Source organism: Nonomuraea sp. CA-143628 (assembly GCF_050942315.1).
Taxonomy (GTDB): domain Bacteria; phylum Actinomycetota; class Actinomycetes; order Streptosporangiales; family Streptosporangiaceae; genus Nonomuraea.
In genome coordinates this window covers 6,466,714-6,484,563 of sequence record NZ_CP192072.1, presented here as the reverse complement: position 1 = coordinate 6,484,563, position 17,850 = coordinate 6,466,714, and the positions used below count along the sequence as shown (strand labels likewise).

14 protein-coding genes are annotated in these 17,850 nt (G+C 70.8%); 7 read left to right on the top strand and 7 right to left on the bottom strand.

What is annotated here, in order from left to right:
• Positions 1-27: 27 nt before the first annotated feature.
• From ACQP2T_RS29685 to ACQP2T_RS29670, 4 genes are all read right to left on the bottom strand, one after another.
• The gene (locus ACQP2T_RS29685; protein WP_433519337.1) at positions 28-549 is read right to left on the bottom strand and encodes a CBS domain-containing protein; all 522 of its coding nucleotides are present in this window, start codon (positions 547-549) and stop codon (positions 28-30) included.
• Positions 549-1,379 (bottom strand): universal stress protein, encoded by an 831-nt coding sequence (locus tag ACQP2T_RS29680; RefSeq protein WP_433519336.1) that lies wholly within the window; start codon positions 1,377-1,379, stop codon positions 549-551. The genes ACQP2T_RS29685 and ACQP2T_RS29680 overlap by 1 nt, the downstream gene beginning before the upstream one ends.
• Before the next feature lie 119 nt (positions 1,380-1,498).
• Positions 1,499-2,326, bottom strand: a complete 828-nt coding sequence (locus ACQP2T_RS29675) for a universal stress protein (RefSeq protein WP_433519335.1) — start codon at positions 2,324-2,326, stop codon at positions 1,499-1,501.
• 161 nt (positions 2,327-2,487) lie between these two features.
• On the bottom strand, positions 2,488-3,012 hold the full coding sequence (locus tag ACQP2T_RS29670) for a hypothetical protein (RefSeq protein ID WP_433519334.1): 525 nt from the start codon (positions 3,010-3,012) through the stop codon (positions 2,488-2,490).
• A gap of 199 nt (positions 3,013-3,211) precedes the next feature.
• Here ACQP2T_RS29670 and ACQP2T_RS29665 point away from each other — a divergent pair, with 199 nt between their 5' ends.
• Both ACQP2T_RS29665 and ACQP2T_RS29660 read left to right on the top strand, forming a co-directional pair.
• A complete protein-coding gene (locus tag ACQP2T_RS29665) occupies positions 3,212-4,135 on the top strand; it encodes an Acg family FMN-binding oxidoreductase (protein WP_433519333.1) in 924 nt (307 codons plus the stop codon).
• A 33-nt stretch (positions 4,136-4,168) separates the two neighbouring features.
• Complete coding sequence (locus tag ACQP2T_RS29660) at positions 4,169-5,866, top strand: GAF domain-containing protein (RefSeq protein WP_433519332.1); 1,698 nt, start codon at positions 4,169-4,171, stop codon at positions 5,864-5,866.
• 33 nt (positions 5,867-5,899) lie between these two features.
• Here ACQP2T_RS29660 and ACQP2T_RS29655 read toward each other — a convergent pair whose 3' ends face one another.
• On the bottom strand, positions 5,900-6,556 hold the full coding sequence (locus ACQP2T_RS29655) for a CBS domain-containing protein (protein ID WP_433519331.1): 657 nt from the start codon (positions 6,554-6,556) through the stop codon (positions 5,900-5,902).
• A 61-nt stretch (positions 6,557-6,617) separates the two neighbouring features.
• Positions 6,618-7,460: a universal stress protein gene (locus ACQP2T_RS29650; RefSeq protein ID WP_433519330.1), complete on the bottom strand. Its 843-nt coding sequence runs from the start codon at positions 7,458-7,460 to the stop codon at positions 6,618-6,620.
• A 280-nt stretch (positions 7,461-7,740) separates the two neighbouring features.
• Here ACQP2T_RS29650 and ACQP2T_RS29645 point away from each other — a divergent pair, with 280 nt between their 5' ends.
• The 5 genes from ACQP2T_RS29645 to ACQP2T_RS29625 all read left to right on the top strand — a co-directional run bounded on the left by ACQP2T_RS29645 (position 7,741) and on the right by ACQP2T_RS29625 (position 16,651).
• On the top strand, positions 7,741-8,439 hold the full coding sequence (locus ACQP2T_RS29645) for a DUF305 domain-containing protein (RefSeq protein ID WP_433519329.1): 699 nt from the start codon (positions 7,741-7,743) through the stop codon (positions 8,437-8,439).
• Between the two features lie 160 nt (positions 8,440-8,599).
• Positions 8,600-11,125 carry a cation-translocating P-type ATPase gene (locus tag ACQP2T_RS29640; protein ID WP_433519328.1) on the top strand — a complete coding sequence of 842 codons (2,526 nt, stop codon included), beginning with the start codon at positions 8,600-8,602 and terminating at the stop codon, positions 11,123-11,125.
• A gap of 169 nt (positions 11,126-11,294) precedes the next feature.
• Positions 11,295-12,971, top strand: a complete 1,677-nt coding sequence (locus ACQP2T_RS29635) for an NAD(P)H-dependent oxidoreductase subunit E (RefSeq protein WP_433519327.1) — start codon at positions 11,295-11,297, stop codon at positions 12,969-12,971.
• Complete coding sequence (gene fdhF / locus ACQP2T_RS29630) at positions 12,968-15,643, top strand: formate dehydrogenase subunit alpha (RefSeq protein WP_433519326.1); 2,676 nt, start codon at positions 12,968-12,970, stop codon at positions 15,641-15,643. The genes ACQP2T_RS29635 and fdhF overlap by 4 nt, the downstream gene beginning before the upstream one ends.
• Before the next feature lie 105 nt (positions 15,644-15,748).
• The gene (locus ACQP2T_RS29625) at positions 15,749-16,651 is read left to right on the top strand and encodes a universal stress protein (RefSeq protein ID WP_433519325.1); all 903 of its coding nucleotides are present in this window, start codon (positions 15,749-15,751) and stop codon (positions 16,649-16,651) included.
• A 10-nt stretch (positions 16,652-16,661) separates the two neighbouring features.
• On the opposite strand, the gene ACQP2T_RS29620 is transcribed toward ACQP2T_RS29625, so the two are convergent.
• Positions 16,662-17,648, bottom strand: a complete 987-nt coding sequence (locus ACQP2T_RS29620; protein WP_433519324.1) for an Acg family FMN-binding oxidoreductase — start codon at positions 17,646-17,648, stop codon at positions 16,662-16,664.
• Between the last annotated feature and the right edge of the window lie 202 nt (positions 17,649-17,850).

Below are 17,850 nucleotides of genomic sequence, written 5' to 3'. Positions count from 1 at the left end.
CGGAAGGGCCTCCCTGCGCCCATCCGCTCAGTCGCCCGCGGGCAGGACGGGGTCGAGGTGGAACATCCCGGTGACGACCTCGCCCGGCCTGTCGGCCGCCTTGACCCGGCCGGCGACCGCGGCGAGCACGTCCCTGGCCGTGATCAGCCCGATCAGCCCCTCCTCCGAGACCACGGGGATCGCGTCGCACCCGGCGTCGAGCATCACGACCGCCACCTCTGACAGCGACGTGTCCGGCTGGACGCGCGGCCTGCGCCTGCTGCCCAGCAGCCCGCGCACCTGGCGCCTGAACTGCTCCTCAGGGCCGCCCGACCAGGACGCGGCCACGTCCTCGCGGGTCAGCACGCCCAGCACATGCCCGTCCTCGACGACCGGCAGGTGATGGACATCGCCCCGGCGCATCAGCTCCCAGGCCATCAGCGACGACTCCTCCGGCCTGATCGCCACCAGGATCCGGCTCATCACCTGCTTCGCCGTCAGCGACTCGACGTTCATCACCGCTCCTCTCGCCATCACCGCGCCCCTCGCCATCACGGCTCCTCTCGCCATCACGGCTCCTCTCGCGGACGTACGACCGCGACGGGGCAGGTCACGTGGTGCAGCACGCCGTGGCTGACCGACCCGAGCACCGCGGAGGCGAACGCGTCCAGCCCGCGCGAGCCGACCACCACCAGGTCCGCCGTCTGTGAGGCCTGAATCAACGCCGCCACCGGGTGCTCACACACCTCCGCGTCGGTGATCTTGACGTCCGGGTTGCCCTCGCGCCAGGAGGCCATCCGCTCGCGTGCCATCCGTACCTGCTGCTGGAAGGCGTCCTCCAGCAGACTGCCCGACACGGCCGCGTACGGCGAGAACATCGGTGTCCGCCACCCGTACACCACATGCAGCTCGGCGCCCTGGGCACGGGCCTGCGCCAGTGCGTACTCCATGGCGGCCCGCGAGTGCTCCGACCCGTCGTAGCCGACCACCACCCGACCGTGCCGCGCCTCCGTGGGCGCGCGGACGATCACCACCGGGCCGGCCGCGTGCCCCGCCACGGCCAGGCTGACCGAGCCCAGCACCAGACCGGCGAACCCGCCCAGTCCCCTGCTGCCCAGGACCACGCTGTCCGTCTGCGCCGACTCACCGATGAGGTCGTCGATCACGTTCCCGGTCAGCGTCTCCGTCGTCACCTCCGCGCCCAGCGCGCGGGCCCGCGTCGCCGCGGCCTCCAGCGCCTTGGCGCAGTAGGCGGGCCCGCCAGGGCTGTGCGGCCACTGCTCGCACACGTGCACGATCCGCAGCGGCAGTCCTCTGCGCTCGGCATCGGCCGCGGCCCACTCCACCGCCGCCGCCGACGGCACCGACCCGTCCACGCCCACCACGATCCGTCTGGCCATCACGTGTCTCCTTCGCGAGGTTTCCTGCCATCTCCAGCATCACGAAACAAGCACCCCGGCACCCGGGGACGAAGTCCCCGATTCAGGTGCCTTTGGTCCCGAATCAGCAGTCCAGGGCGCTACGGGAACTCCGCTCTGTCCCGCCGGTGCACCACGGCGACGGAGCATGGCGCGTGCCGTGCCATCGCCTGGCTCACCGAGCCGAGCAGCAGCCCGCGGATCTGCCCGAGTCCGCGGGCGCCGACCACCAGGAGGCCCGCCCGCCGGGCGGCCTCCAGCAAGGCCGGACGCGCGGGCTCGTCGGCCTGCTCGACCTCCACCTTCAGTTCGGGGTACGCATGCTGCAACGGGGCGATTTCCTCCCATGCCAGCCCTTCCGGCGGAACGCCCGTCTCACGGGCGATCAGCACCTTGAGCCGGACCCCGAGCCTGTCAGCCTCCCCTGCGGCCAAGGCCAGAGCCTCCACGGACGCCGGCGAACCATCGAACCCGGCCACCACCTCCCGGCCGCTCAGCGCCTCCGAGTCTCCTCGTACGATGATCACCGGGCACCAGGCGTGCGTCGCGACCTGGAGGCTCACGGACCGGGCGACCAGCCCGGCGAGTGCGCCGCCGCCGTTGGCCTCGACCACGACCAGGCTCGCCTCCCGCGACAGATCCGCCAGGAGGGCGGCAGGCGTGCCGGAGGCGGACAGCGTGTTGACCGGCAGCGCCGGATAGTGGCGCGCGGCCCAGTCGGCGGCCCGCTTGAGCAGCCGCTGGACGGGACGGCGGACCAGTTCGTACGGCACCAGCTCACCCGGCCACTCGTGGTACGGCCACTCCCAGGCGTGGCACACGGTCAGCGGCACCTTCCTGGCGGTGGCCTCAGCCGCGGCCCATCGCAGAGCCGCCAGTGACCGCCCTGAGCTCTCGTATCCCACAACGACGCCCAAATCATCTTTCATGGTGACCTCCCGGTTCTTACGATCACCCTCGAAGCAGCGGCCTGGGTAGGGACCTTCGTCCACGTCTGAGCGCCTTAGGTCCGCTATGGCTACGCCGCCATCGTGGACGACGACCAAGCGCCCGCCTCCGTTATCGGAGGCGGGCGCTTGGTCGTGGGCGGCTACTTCAGCCAGGCGGTACGCCGGACGATGGGCAGGTTGCCCAGCCCGAGTGTGGCGCCGGCGTTGGCCAGGGCCAGGCCGACCAGGACGATGGAGTAGATGAGGTGCTCGTCCAGGAACGGGTTGTTGGCCAGCGGCAGTTCGGCGGCCCACATCAGGACCAGCATGAGCGTGCCGGTGACCGCGGCGATCCGGGTGCCGACGCCCAGAATGAGCGCGGCGCCGATGCCGAGCAGGCCGAGCATGAACAGCCAGTCCACCCACGGCTGGCCGGCCAGCGAGCTGAAGAACCCGCCGAGCGCGTTCTCTCCGGTGCCCTTGAGGAAGCCGGTCGTCGGGCTGCCACCCGAGATCCAGGCCTTGCCGGCCGGAGTGGCGAAGCCCCAGCCGAAGGTCTTGTCCAGGAACGCCCACAGGAAGATCCACCCGATCGAGATTCGGGTGATCGCCCAAACGTAGTCGACGGGGCGGTGCGCGGCGACAGGGCCGTTCTCTAAAACGGGCCTGTTGACGGTGGCGGCCATGATGGCCCCCTTTCAGTGCGGATTCGTCGTTCTCGTCACCTCCAAAGCACACCGCGTACCCCCTTTCCGGGGCAGTGCCGTACGACCCTCGGCTTGAGGACCTTGGTCCCCTCGCGGTTTCCGACGGGACCTTCGGCAGGACCTCCGCCCCTGACACCCCCTGTGACGGCAGGCCAGTGTCGGTCCCAGGAGGTGCGTCATGTCCACTGCTCACACCATCGACGTCGCGGCCAGGCGGCTGCTCGTGGCGGCCGGAGAGGCGCCTTCGGTCCACAACACCCAGCCATGGCGTTTCCGCGTCCACGACAACGACCAGATGGACCTGCTGGCCGATTGGGACCGCTGGCTGCCGGTGAGCGATCCACGCGGGCGCTCCTTGCACGTCAGCTGCGGCGGCGCACTGTTCAACCTGCGCGTGGCGGTTCGCGTCGCCGGTCGTGTGGCCGCCGTTCGGATGCTTCCGAATCCCGAGGTGCTGGCCACCATACGATTCGACACGTGGAGCCCCGTGCCGGCGGAGATGCGCGAGCTGTACGCGCTCATCCCGTACCGCCGCACGAGCAGGGCGCCCTTCAGCGAACGCCTCATCCCGGCCCCGGTTCTGTCGGAGATGCGCACCGCCGCCTCGCTGGAGCGCGCCCGGCTGATCTTCCTGGACCGGCGCGGCGCCGACGACATGCTCGACTACGCGGCCATCGCGCAGGAGCAGCTGACGAAGGACTCGGAATACCTGGCGGAGCTGGCCGCGTGGACCACCGGTCAAGGCGTGCCCTCGCACGTGCATGGGCCGGCGGCCGTCGGCGACATGGACCCGATCCGCGACTTCGGCCGCCGCACCGGCAGCGCCCGCTTCGAGCCGAACCCGCAACTGGCCGTGTTGACCACCGCCACGGACGAGCCGCTGGACTGGCTGCGCGCGGGGCAGGCGCTCCAGCGCGTGCTGCTGGTGGCGGCCAAGCACGCCGTGTCGGCCTCGTTCCTCAACCAGCCGCTCGACCTGCGCGACATGCGGCGCCACAAGGACCCACACCACCGCCGCGGGCACCCTCAAATGATCATGCGGCTCGGATACGGACCACCGGTGCCACGCGCCCCACGCCGCCCGACCTCCGAATCCGGGTAGGCGTCATGCCATCCAGCTGCCACACTCGCCATTATGGCCGAGTTCGAGGGCAATCCCCTCATGCCGCACATGCGGCTGGATGACCTGCTGGCCGAGCTGCAGGTGCGGCTAAACGCCGTGCTGGCCACCCGGGATCGGGTGCACGCGCTGCTCGAAGCCGTCGTGTCGGTCGGCAGTGATCTTGATCTGGAGACGGTGCTCCGGCGCATCGTGCGGACCGCGACCACGCTGGTGGATGCCAGTTACGGCGCGCTGGGGGTAGTCGGGCAGGACAATACCCTGCTCGAGTTCATCCCGGTCGGGTTGAGCGAGGAGGAGATCGCCCGCATCGAGCACTGGCCGCACGGGCTCGGGCTGCTCGGCCTGCTGATCAAGGACGCCCGCCCGCTGCGGCTCAAGCGGATCTCCGACCATCCCGAGTCCTACGGCTTCCCTCCTGGCCACCCGCCGATGGGCAGCTTCCTAGGTGTCCCGATCCGGGTGCGCGACGAGGTGTTCGGCAACCTGTATCTGACCGAGAAACGCGACGGCGCCGAGTTCGACGACGAGGACGAGGCCATCGTCATCGCGCTCGCCACGGCGGCGGGCGTCGCGGTGGAGAACGCCCGCCTGTATGAGCAGACCCGACGGCGCGAGACCTGGCTGGAGGCCTCCGCCGAGATCACCACCAGCCTGCTGTCCGGCGACGATCCACACGAGGTGCTCACCCTGATGGCTCGCCGGGCCCGGCAGATGATCGACGCCGATCTGGTCCAGGTACTGTTACCCGACCGGTCCGGGCAGTCGTTGGCCGTCGCGGTCGCCGAAGGCTCAGGCGCCGAGGAGCTCATCGGCACGAGCTTCCCCATCGCCACCACGATGGCGGGCGACGTGTTCACCAAGGGCGAGCCGATGGTGGAGGGCGACATGCGGAGCACTCCTTACCCCGGCTCGCCACTGCGCAAGCTGGGCTACGGACCAGGACTCATGGTGCCTTTGGGGGCCGCGCCCGAGGTGCGCGGCGTCCTGGCGGTGACCAAACGCTCAGGCCGGCTGCCGTTCAGCGGAGCCGACCAAAAGATGTTGCAGGCCTTCGCCGACCAGGCGGCCATCGCGCTGGAGCTGGCCGAGGCCCGCCGCGACGCCGAACGCATCGGCCTGCTCGAAGACCGCGACCGCATCGCCAAAGACCTGCACGACGTGGTCATCCAACGCCTGTTCGCCACCGCCATGACGCTGATGAGCACCGTCCGCCTGGTAGACCGGCCCGAGGCCGCCAAACGCCTCCAGCACGCCATCGACGAACTGGATGGGACCATCCGGCAGATCCGCTCCTCCATCTTCGCCCTGCAGACGCCCCGGGACGACAGCGAGCCCAGCCTGCGCGGACGCATCGTCGACCTCATCGAGGACGCCGGCGGACACCTGGGCTTCATGCCCGGCCTGCGCATGGAGGGCCAGATCGACAACCAGGTACCCGAAGCCGTCGCCGAACACCTGCTGGCCGTCCTCCGCGAGGCCCTGTCCAACCTGGTACGCCATTCCAAGGCGGCCAAGTCCGATGTCTCCATCGAGGTCGACGGCAACGGGCTAACGCTCGTGGTGTCGGACAACGGCGTCGGCATCGGGCACGGCGGCCACCGAAGCGGCCTGCGCAACATCGAGGAACGCGCCACCCAGCTCGGCGGCTCCGCGGAGCTGGACGTACCACGGGAGGGAGGCACGCGGCTGACCTGGACCGTACCCCTCTGAATCAGGCAGGCGCGCAAGCATCCATCGCGGCCCTTACAGCAGCGGCGGGACGACGACAAGGTCGGCCCTGTCGTAGGTCAGCTCCGAGACGACGTCGATCACGCCCTCCACCCGGCGGATCTCCTCCACCAGCTGGATGGCGTCGGAGCCGCGAGCCACCCGGCCGCTGAGCCGTACCACACCACCGGAAACATCGGCCGACACCGACGTCCGGTCACCCATCACGGCCCTGATCTCTCTCTCCAACTCGCCCGTCGAACGGCTGAAGACACGCAGCACGTCTGATCGGTGCAGAGTGCCGGTGATGCGCCCGGTGACCACGTCGATCACCGGCAGCTGCTTGATCCGCTTGTCGTGCATCAGCCGCGCCGCGTCGCGAACCGGGGTTCCCGGGGTCACAGTGATCGCGGGCGTGGTCATGAGCGCCGACGCGGTGATCGCGGCCGCCTTCTCCTGCTCCGCACGCCGTTTGTGGCTGTCGAAGATCGAGGTGCTGTGTCGTACCGGGTCCGTTTCCTTGAGCAACAGATCGTCTTCGGAGACGACCCCCACAGGGCGCCCATCGGCATCGATCACGCTGATCGCCCCGAGGGTGTATCGGCGCATCGTGCGTACTATCTCGGCGAACGACGCGTCCTCCCGAACCGCGATGGCGACGTTCCTCATGAGGTCCTTGACCTTGATGGGCATCTCCGCCTCCTCATCTCTCTCGTAACGATGCGCCCGCGACTTCGCTGTCGGCGGAGGGCCTCTATGCGCGTACCACCGCCACCGGGCAACGGGTGTGGTGCAGGACGCCGCGGCTGACCGAGCCGAGCAGCATCGCGCCCACCGTGCCGTGGCCGTGCGAGCCCACCACCAGCAGGTCGGCTCCCGCCGAGGCGTCGGTCAGCGCTTCCACCGGCTGCGCCGGCTGGACATCCTCAACCACCCGCACCCGCGGATAGCCCCTCTTGAAGGTTCCCACCCGGTCGCGGACGATCTGGTGCTGCGCGATGCGGACCTCGTCCATCTCGTACGGCACCCCAGGCGCATACGCATGCACCGGCAACTGCCAGGCATGCACCACCCTCAGCGCGGCCCCCCGCAGCTCGGCCTGCCGGAAGGCATAAGCCAGCGCGGCCTCACACGCCGGCGAGTCGTCCACACCGACCACGACCTCCCCACGAACCGGCCGATGATCACCACGCACGACCACAACGGGACACCCCACCTGACCCGCCACATGCGTACTGACCGAACCCAGCAACGCACCGGCGAACCCACCGAGCCCCCGACTGCCGAGCACGATCTCACTCGCCTCCCGAGCCTGCTCACGCAGCACCTCAGCCGGCGCACCCTCGACGTCCCGCGTCATAACCTCGACATCGGGCTGACGCTCACGAGCCAGAGCCAACGCCTCACGCAAGATCCGATGCCCCTCACGCAGCAGCACATCAGGCAACGCCGCATTGGGGAACCTGCCGATCTGATACGGCGAGCGGTCCACCGCATGCACGATCCGCAACGGCTCCCCCATCCGCAAAGCGTCGTTGACCGCCCACTCCACCGCGGCCCGCGCGGTCATCGAACCATCCACACCTACGATGATCATGATCCGCCCTCCTTCGTCACCTCTCCATCCGACCCGCTCACAGAGCGTCGTCATAGGGCCGGAAGTCCGTCGGACAGGCCCCGAAGGACCCTGTTCGCCCCGGTGACGGGTGCACGGCGTCGGTGACATGGCGGCCATTTGCCGGTGAAGCTCCCCAAAGGGCCGGGCCCGGTGGTGGCGTTGGTCCGGGCCATCCAGGTCTTATGGCCCTGTGCCGGGCGCCGAACTTCCCTCAGCGTGGGTGGCGGAGAACCCCTCCACCGAGAGTTCGGAGGCCGAGATGAAACGCTCGATAATGGTCGGGATCGCGGCCGGATCACTGCTGGCGGCAACCGCGGCGAGCGGCATCGCCATGGCTACCGCCGACGGTGCCATCGGGCGGCAGGCGGCCGGGCAGTCCGCCGTCTGCCAGACCGGCTGGGGCATGATGGGGCCAGGCGGCCCGATGCACGGCGTGCGGGTGAGCGACGAGGCCGGCTATCTATCCCAAATGGTCGCCCACCACCAGGAAGCGGTGGCCGCGGCCAGGCAGTTGCAGCGCTCGGGCCGGGCCCAGATGCGCGCCCTGGGCGCCTCGATCGTCGCCACGCAGAACACCGAGATCGCCACCATGAACACGTGGCTGGCCACCTGGTATCCGGGACGGGCGACAGGCACCCGCTACCAGCCGATGATGCGGGACCTGTCCAAGCTGTCCGGCGATGCGCTGGATGAGACGTTCCTGTGCGACATGATTCCGCACCACATGACCGCGATCATGATGTCTCAGAACCTGCTGACCTCCGGCCGCGCCCAGCATCCACAGGTCGCCGCCCTCGCGGCCAAGATCCGCGACACCCAGCACGCCGAGATGTTCCAGATGCAGCGATATCTGGCCGACTGGTTCGGCGCTTCGACGATGCCCGGCCCCATGTGGGGCCGACCGGACGGGTCCTCGCAGAGGTCTTGGCCGGGCATGGGCGGAATGATGGGCTGGTGAACGCGGCCTGGCACGCGTAGCCGCTTGTGCGAGACGCCTGCCGTTCGGCCCTGTCCGGATGGGACTTTCGCCGCTGGTTTGACAGCTCGTCACCTGCGAGAACAGGTCGGGTAAGTAAACGATGCGGCCGATCGGACGACGACAGGTCAGAGAGGAAGACATGGTGATTCCCGCACCCTCTGGGTTGTCGTCCGCGGAGGCGGCCACACGTCTGGAGCGGGACGGAGCCAACCTGCTCCCGCAGAAGCCGCCCGTTCCGCTGTGGCGGCGGGTGCTCACCCAGCTTCGCGATCCGCTGATCGTCGTCCTGCTCGTGGCGGCGGCGTTGACCATCGTCACGGGCGACTGGACCGACACCGCCGTCATCATGCTCGTGGTCGTGGTCAACACCTCCGTCGGGGTCGCGCAGGAGATCCGCGCCGACCGGGCCATCACGGCATTGTCACAGCTCACGGCCCCGGTGGCCCGCGTGGTCCGCGACGGGTCCCAGGCGCGGATTCCGGCAGCCGAGGTCGTCGTGGACGATCTCCTGGTGCTGGCCGAAGGCGACATCATCGTGGCCGACGCCAGAGTGGTGGAGTCGGCGGCCTTGCTCATCGACGAGTCGTCCTTGACCGGCGAGTCGGCGCCGGTGGACAAGGCCGACGGCGATCCGGTCTCCTCGGGCACCGTCGTGGTGAGAGGGCGTGGCCGGGCGGTGGTCACGGCCGTCGGGGCGGCCAGCGCGAGTGGCCGTATCGCGTCCATGATGGTCAAGGGAGCCGGTCTGACGCCGCTGCAACAGCGGCTCATGGGAGTGGGCCGCCTGCTGGCCGGCGTCACAGTGGCACTGTCCGCGGTGGTGCTGGCCCTGGGACTGGTCCGCGGGCAACCGGTCGAGCTGATGGTGGTGACCGCGATCAGCCTGGTGGTCGCGGCCGTTCCCGAGTCGCTGCCCGCCGTCGTGACCTTGAGCCTGGCCTTGGGAGCCCGCCGGATGGCCGCGCGTGACGCTCTCGTACGAAGGCTGCCCGCCGTGGAAACGCTGGGCTCGGTGACGGTGCTCGCCACCGACAAGACCGGGACTCTCACCGAGGGCCGGATGGTCACCCGGCACCTCTGGACCCCCATGGGGGAGGCCACGATCACCGGCTCCGGATACGCGCCCGACGGCGAGGTCATGGTCGACGACTCACTCGGCGGAGCGGGCCTCACCGACCTGCTGACGGCGGCCGTACTGTGCAACGACGCGCGGTTGTCGCCGCCGCGGGACGACGGCGAGGAGTGGACGGCGCTGGGCGACCCGACCGAGGCGGCCCTGCTCGCCGCCGCCGCCAAGCTCGGCCTGGACCGCAAGGAGCTGCAGGGGCGCTTCCCGCGCGTCGCCGAGCGTCCCTTCGACAGTGAACGCAAGCGGATGACCACCGGGCACCGCCTGCCCGACGGTGGCGGCCGGGTGATCTGCAAGGGAGCACCCGAAGCGCTGCTCCGTCCCTCTGTCCTGATCGACGACCCGGCGCTGCTGGCCCGCGCGGCCGAACGGGCCGAGCAACTCGCCCAGGCGGGATACCGGGTCCTGGCGGTGGCCGGCGCCGACCTGGACACCGTTCCGGAAACAGCGCGGGAGAGCGGCTTGTCGCTGCTCGGGCTGGTCGCGATCCTGGATCCGCCGCGTCCGGCGGCGTCCGCCGCGATCGCCGCCTGCAAGCAGGCCGGCATAAGACCGCTCCTCATCACCGGCGATCACCCCGGGACCGCTCGAGCCGTCGCCACCGAGCTGGGCATCATCACCGACGGCGACCCGGTCGTGGACTGCCGGGCCCCCGGAGCACCCGGCCAGGCCGAGGCCGGAGTGTACGCCCGTGCCACCCCGGAACAGAAGCTCGAGATCATCGAGGAGCTGCGGGAGCGCGGCGAGACCCTCGCCATGACGGGTGACGGCGTCAACGACGGACCGGCGCTACGACGCGCCGACATCGGCGTGGCCATGGGCAGACGCGGCACCGAGGTCGCCCGTCAGGCCGCCGACCTCGTGCTCGCCGACGACAACCTGGACACCGTTGTCGCGGCTGTCGAGGAGGGCCGCCGGGTCTACGCCAACATCCGCCGGTTCCTGGTCTACGGCCTCTCGGGTGGAGCCGCCGAGATCGCGGTGATGCTGCTGGGGCCGTTCGCCGGTCTGGCGCTCCCCCTGCTTCCCGCCCAGATCCTGTGGATCAACCTGCTCACGCATGGACTGCCTGGCGTGGCCCTCGGCGGCGAGCCGGCCGTGCCCGGAGCCATGACCACCCCACCACGGCCGCCCTCCCAGAGCATCCTGGGCGCCGGGCTGTGGCAGCGCGTGATCCGGATCGCCGTCGTCCTTACAGCGGTCACCCTGGGGGTCGCCGTCTGGGCCCACCAGACGGGCCGTCCGTGGCAGAGCATGGCCTTCTTCGCGCTTGGCGCCACCCAGCTCGGCGTCGCGCTCGGCTCCCGCACCAGGCCCGGCTCGCTGGCCAACCCCATGCTGCTGCTCGCCGTCGCGGGTGCGTTCGTCCTGCAGCTCGCCGGACTGTACGTGCCGCCGCTGCGCGAGCTGCTCGGCACCGAACCGCTGCCTCTGGGCGAGCTGTTGATCGTCACCGCGCTGTCCGCCCTCGGCTACGCCGCCGTCCGGCTTGATCGCGTCCTGCATCCTTCCCGCCCGCCGGTGACATCGCATTGACCGGGACGGGGCGAGCCGCTCATGGTGGGCCCGGCCATCAGTCGCCGGTGCCGGCCCTCGTCGAGCGTGCCACCGATGCCCGGTTACCGGTCATCGTGGGCATGACCTTGCCCAATGATGACGAGCGCCTTCGTGTGACGATCGCAAATGTGGGGTCATGATGGGGAACATGGGGTCAGACAGCCGATTCGACGCTTTCCGCGCCCTGGCCGAGCGTCGTGGGCGTCCTGGCGTTGGGCTGCTGGAGTCCTTGTCCGAGGCGGCGAAGGCCGGGCAGGGACCTGCGGAGGTGTGGGCGCCCGAGGTAGCCGAGCGGTTCGGCCTGCCGGCGGCGGCGGGGCTCGGGCCGGCCAGTTTCTACGCCGATCTGGCGGCTCCGCACGGTCGCCGTCATGTGCGGGTCTGTACCGCCGCGGCCTGTTTCGCCGCTCGGGCGGGCCGGCATCTTTCCGAGGTGGAGGGAGTGCTCGGCGTTCGGGCGGACCAGATCGACGCGGACGGGGAGGTCTCGCTGCAGAGCGTCCGCTGTCTTGGCTATTGCTATACGGGCCCTGCCTGTCTCGACGGCGACACGCCGTGTACCGGACCGACGCTCGCCGACCAGCTCTCCGGCAACGCGGAACCTCAGGCTCCCCCGATACCGGCCGTCGACGCCACCGGCGCTCCTGTGCTGCTGGCCGGGGTCGTCGAGGGATCGGACGCCTGGCAGGTGTGGCCCGGCGTCGTGCGGACGCGCACACCCGAGCGGGTCCTTGCCGAGGTGTCGGCCTCCGGGCTGCGTGGGCGCGGCGGGGCCGGCTTTCCGGTGGCCGCCAAGTGGGCCGCCGCCGGGGGTTCGCCTGACACGGTGGTGGTGGCCAACGGCGATGAGGGTGATCCGGGTTCGTACGCCGACCGGCTGTTGATGGAGGCTGATCCGGAACGGGTCCTGGAGGGGCTGGCGCTGGCGTGTTTCGCCTGCGGGAGCCGCCGGGGCGTGGTGCTGGTCCGGTCGGAGTATCCGCGCGCGCTGGCCCGGATGCGGGTCGCGGTCGAGCGGGCACGCGCCGACGGGCATCTGGGGCGGCGGATCCACGGCACTGATGTCGATCTCAACGTCGAGGTGGTCGCCGGCTCGGGCTCTTATGTCGCGGGTGAGGAGACCGCCCTCGTCGCCGGGCTCGAAGGGGGACGCGGCTGTGCCCGGCCGCGTCCGCCGTACCCGACGCGGCGGGGGCTGTGGGATGTCCCGACAGTGGTGAACAACGTCGAGACGCTGGCCGCGCTCCCGTGGATCATCGCTCACGGCGGGGACGCCTACGCCGCACGCGGCACACCGTCGGAGACCGGCACGAAGCTGGTCTGCCTGTCGGAGCGGTTCGCCCGGCCCGGCTGCTACGAGGTCGAGCTGGGCATGCCGGTGCTCAGGATCGTCGCCGAGCTGGGCGGCGGCCTGCGTGAGGGCTCGGAGTTGACCGTGGTGCAGGTCGGCGGGCCCCTGGGCGGGTTTCTCGCCGCCGACCAGCTCGACGTGCCGCTGTCGGAGGCGGGCCTGGCCGGCCGTGGCGCGGCGCTCGGTCATGCCGGACTGGTCGCCTTCGACCAGCACGTCGAGCCCGAGCAGGTGCTGCGGCATCTGTGGGAGTTCGCGGCCGCCGAGAGCTGCGGGGCCTGCTCGCCGTGCCGGGTCGGGTCCGGGCGTGGCTTGGAGATCGTCCGGAGCGGCGCACCGCCAGGTGAGGAGTACGCGCGGCTGCTCCGGGTCATGGGTGAGGCCAGCCTGTGTGCCTTCGGGCGGCGAGTACCGGCGGCGGTACGCAGCCTCGCCCGCGCCTACGGCGGCCGGCCGGTGGGGTGGGACCGGTGAGGGTTCGGGTCGACGGTGTGACCGCTCATGTGGCGGATGACGCCTCGGTGCTCGATGCCGTGCGCGCGGCCGGCGGCGAGGTGCCCACGTTGTGCCACGATGATCGGCTGACCGCGGTCGGCTCCTGCCGTACCTGCCTGGTGAGATCCGGCGGAAAGGTGGTGGCCGCGTGCGTGACCCCGGCCACCGACGGCGCCCTGATCGAGGTCGCGGCCGACGATCTGCGGACGCTGCGCCGCGAGGCGGTCGAGCTGATCGTCTCGGCTCTGCCGTCCTACGCTCTTGCCGGCGGCGGCGAGCTGTCCAGGGTCTGCCACTCGCTGGGGATTACGCCGCGGGCCGCCCAAGGGCCACGCGGCCGGGGACGCGATGACAGCCACCCCTACGTCCACCTCGACCGGGACCTGTGCATCGCCTGCGGCCGGTGTGTGCGGATGTGCGCCGAGGTGCAGGGCACTTTCGCGCTTACCCTGGTGGGGCGGGGTTCCGGCACGGTGGTGGCGCCCGGCACCGGCGGACTGTGGGCGGACTCCGACTGCGTCGCCTGTGGTGGCTGCGTCGACACCTGCCCCACCGGCGCGCTCACCGAGCCCGGCCTGCCCATCGGCGGCGGCGCACCGGAGCCGGCACACACCCGCACCACGTGTGGCTACTGCGGGGTGGGCTGCTCGCTGGACGTGCTCACGGGCGACAGCGGAGTGATCGCGGTGCTGCCCGACCATGACGGCCCGGTCAACCGCGGGCACGCGTGCGTCAAGGGCCGCTTCGCTCACGGCTTCCTGCGCTCGCCCGAACGCCTCACCCGGCCGCTGCTGCGCCGCGCCGGCCGGCTGGAGCCGGTGAACTGGCACGACGCTCTCGAACACGTCGCCCGAGGGCTACGGGCCGCGGTCGCCGCGGGCGGCCCCGACGCGGTGGCGGCGATCTCCTCGGCTCGGGCGACCAACGAGGAGAACTACCTGATCCAGAAGTTCATGCGCGTCGTGATCGGCACCAACAACGTCGACAACTGCTCCAGGCTGTGCCATGCCCCGTCGGCCGCCGGGCTGACCGCGGCATTCGGCCTGTCCGGGGGCACCGACCGCTTCGACGACGTGGAGACAGCCGACTGCCTGCTGCTGGTGGGCGCCAACCCCGTCGAGGCGCACCCGGTGGTCGGCGCGCGGCTGCTCCAGCGGGTCCTGCGCGGTGCACGGCTCGTCGTGGCGGACCCCCGGGCGGTCGGTCTGGCCCGCTACGCCGACGTTCACCTGCGACCCCGGCCCGGAACCAACGTCGCCCTCTTCCACGGGCTGGCCCACGTGCTGCTCGCCGAGGGCCTGATCGATGAGGAGTTCCTGCGCCGCCGAGCCACCGGCCTGCCGGAGCTCACCGCCCTGCTGGCGGGCTACTCCCCGCGCCGGGCGGCCGAGATCACCGGCGTCCCGGCCGAGGACATCGTCGCCGCCGCCCGGCTCTTCGGCCGGGCCGAGCGACCGGCGATCATCTACGGGCTGGGCGTCACCGAACACCTGCACGGCACCGACGGGGTGCGCACCCTGGCCAACCTGGCGATCCTGCGCGGAGCGGTCGGAACCGGCCGCGGCTTCGGCGTGAACCCACTGCGTGGCCAGAACAACGTCCAAGGCGCCTCCGACATGGGCGCGCTCCCGGATCTTCTGCCCGGATACGGGAAGGTCACCGACCCCGCCGCCCGTGCCCGAGCCGAGCACGTATGGGGTGCGCCGGTCCCACGGCGACCCGGACTGCGCATCCCGGAGATGTTCGGCGCCGCACGCGTCGGGGAACTGCGGGCGCTGTGGGTCATCGGAGAGGACGTGTGCGCCACCGACCCGGACAGTACGCACGTCATCCAGGCGCTGGAGGCCTGCCCACTCGTCGTCTGCGACGAGCTGTTCCTGTCCGAGACCGCCCGCAGGGCCGACGTCGTGCTCCCGGTCGCGTCCTGGCTGGAGAAGGAGGGCACCTTCGTCAACTTCGACCGTCGCTTCCAAAGGGTGCGCGCCGCCCTCGACCCGCCGGGAGAGGCGATCACCGATTTCGAGGTCGTCCACGCGCTCGCCGCGGTGCTCGGCGCCGATCTGGGATGTCCCACGCCGGCGGAGGCGCTGGCCGAGTGCGGCCGAATCGCTCCTGTCTTCGCGGGGCTGTCTCATGAGCGCCTCGACCGCGAAGGCGCTGTCGCGTGGCCGTGCCCGGATCCCGATCGTCCCGGAGAGGCCACTCTCTACCGAGAACGCTTCGCCACACCCGACGGCCGGGCTCAGCTCAGCGCCGCGCCCTATCTGCCGCCGGGCGAGCAGCCCGACGACCGTTACCCTCTGGTGCTGATCACGGGACGGCGCTGGGCGCACTACAACTCAGGCGGCATGACCCGGCGCACGGACAATCTCCGGCTCGACTCCGTGGACAGGCTCGACGTCCACCCCGCCGACGCGGCCCGCCACGGTCTGCGCGACGGTGATCCCGTCGTGGTGGAGAGCCGCCACGGCCAGGCCAGGCTGGTCACCCGCACCACCGACGACATGGCGCCCGGCCAGCTCTTCTGCGCCTTCCACTTCCCCGCCGGCGGCGTCAACACCCTCATCTCCGGGTGGGGTGACACCGTGACGTCGTGCCCCGAATACAAGGTCACCGCCGTGCGGCTGGCAGCGCCGTCCGGAGCGGACTAAGGCAACCGAGATAGGGCCAAGAGTTTCATCGCCTATGGGTCTCATCTCAGCGGCTTGGGGAAATGCCGCAGGGACAGAGAAATTCCTCTTCCAGGAGGCGGCGCGGTGAGCGATCGATACGCTGGTCGGCCCATTCTGGTCGGCTACGACGATTCGCCTGGGAGTCATGAGGCGCTGCACTGGGCGGTCGAAGAGGCGCGGCTGCGTGGGCTGCCCGTACTGGTCTGTCATGCTCTGCACTGGCCCTATGTGCTCAGGCCTGTCGCGCAGGAGGTCCTGACGCAGATCGAGCAGGTCGCCCTCGCCGTCGTGGACGAGGGCGTCCACCGTGCCCGGGCCCTGGCTCCGGAGGTGGATGCCCAGCCGCTGCTGGGGAGAGGCAGCCCCTCGGCCGTGCTCCTGGAGGCCACGCGCGAGGCGGAGATGACCGTGCTCGGGTCTCGCGGAAGAGGCGGGTTCGACGGTCTTCAGGTGGGGTCGGCCGCCGTGCAGGTGCCCGCGCACAGTGTCAGGCCGGTCGTCGTCGTACGGCCCCTCCCGCGACCGAGCGGCCAGGACGTCCGGGTCGTGGTCGGCATCGACGGCTCACCCGCGAGCCTGGCGGCGTTCGATCTCGCTCTGGACGAGGCCGCGCTGCGCGGCGGCTCCCTGACGGCCCTGTGCTGCTGGGGAGATTGCCGATCGTCGTCGTGGCAGGAGCCGCTTCCCTTCGTGGATTCGCACGCGCTGCGCAAGGGAGCGGAGGCCCGCTTCTATGAGGTCGTGTCCCAGCTGGCGCGCAGACACCCCGATGTACCGGTCACGGCGGACTTCGTGACCGAGCGGCCCCAGCGCGCGCTGATCGACGCGGCCAAGGACGCCACGCTCCTCGTGCTCGGCAACCGGGGAAACGAGTCACCCGCCTGCCTTCTGCTGGGACCGGTCACCCAGACCGCGCTGCTCGAAGCCTGGTGCCCGGTCGCGGTGACCCCCATCGTCAATCTGAGACCGCTGTTCCCGCCGGGATGAACCCCGGTACTCATGCCAGCATGTCGGGCAGCGGACGCCGGACGGCTTCCTTGTCGTCGAAGGTGATCCCCAACCGCATGATCATCTGCGGATACTCCTGCGAGCACACCTCCTGCCTGAGGAACTCCCGCAGGTGGTACATCTCCAGCGCCTGGGTGTGGAAGGCGGCGCTGACACCGTACGCGGAGGCGTGCAGGAGGACGCTTTGCAGTGCCTGTCCCGTCGCGATCCATTCCTGGCGGGTGTCGCCCGGGGTGGTGAGCAGGGCCACGACTCCGGTGGCCGTGGAGGCGCGCTGGTCCGCCTGGCTGCCCCAGTCGTGGCGCCAGGCGTAGTCACGCTGCGGGAAGTGCGGGTCGGTCCGGGCCGCCCGGCGCGGGTAACCCTCGGCCGGCACGCCGTCCTTGCGGGCGCTGCCGGGTGGCCGCGCCCAGCGGATCACTTCCAGGCTGAGCACCCGGTCCTGGGCCTGCGCCGCCTGCGCGGCCTGGGTGAGCGCCGCGATGATGTTCACCGCGGCGGGCGAGCCGACCGGAGTCAGCCTGGCCCCCTCGCTCCTCGCGTCCTTGACCAGCCCATCGAGCAGCCGCTCGGGCACGGGCAGGTCGATGAACCCCGCCCGATGGGTGCGGCGCCGTTCGATCTCCGGGCCGAGCGCCCGCGTGTGCTGGTCGGTCTCCAGTTCCGCGCCCACGCTGATCGTGGCCAGCAACGAAGGACGGTCCGGGTCCGGCAGCACCCGGACGGACGGCTCATAACCCGCGCATCGCAGCGCCGTACGGATGGTGAAAAGGGCGGCTCCGCAACTGATCAGCAGTTCCCTGCCGGCGCTGTCGCCGATGAGCAGCTTCCTGTCGGTGTCGGCCCGCAGACTGATCTCCTCGCCGGACACGCCGAAGGACCAGGGCTGTGTGTTGTGCACGGAAGGGGCCCAGCGAGCGGCCTTCAGTGCCGCCTGGATGGCATGCTCCCGATGCTGTGCCGTACGAGTGGTCATGACAGCACCTCCGATCGGTGATGACCCCAGCGCATCACATCGGGGAGGCCGCCGGGCAGGGCCGAAGGTCCCGCCCTGTCAGAGGCGTCGGCCCGCCGCGCCGCCCGCACTGACCAACGACCATCGCCGTCGGGACTTACGGCCCTACCCGGCGCACCACCGTCGGAGCTGTGCTGAAGGTACAACAACAGCCGACGAGAAG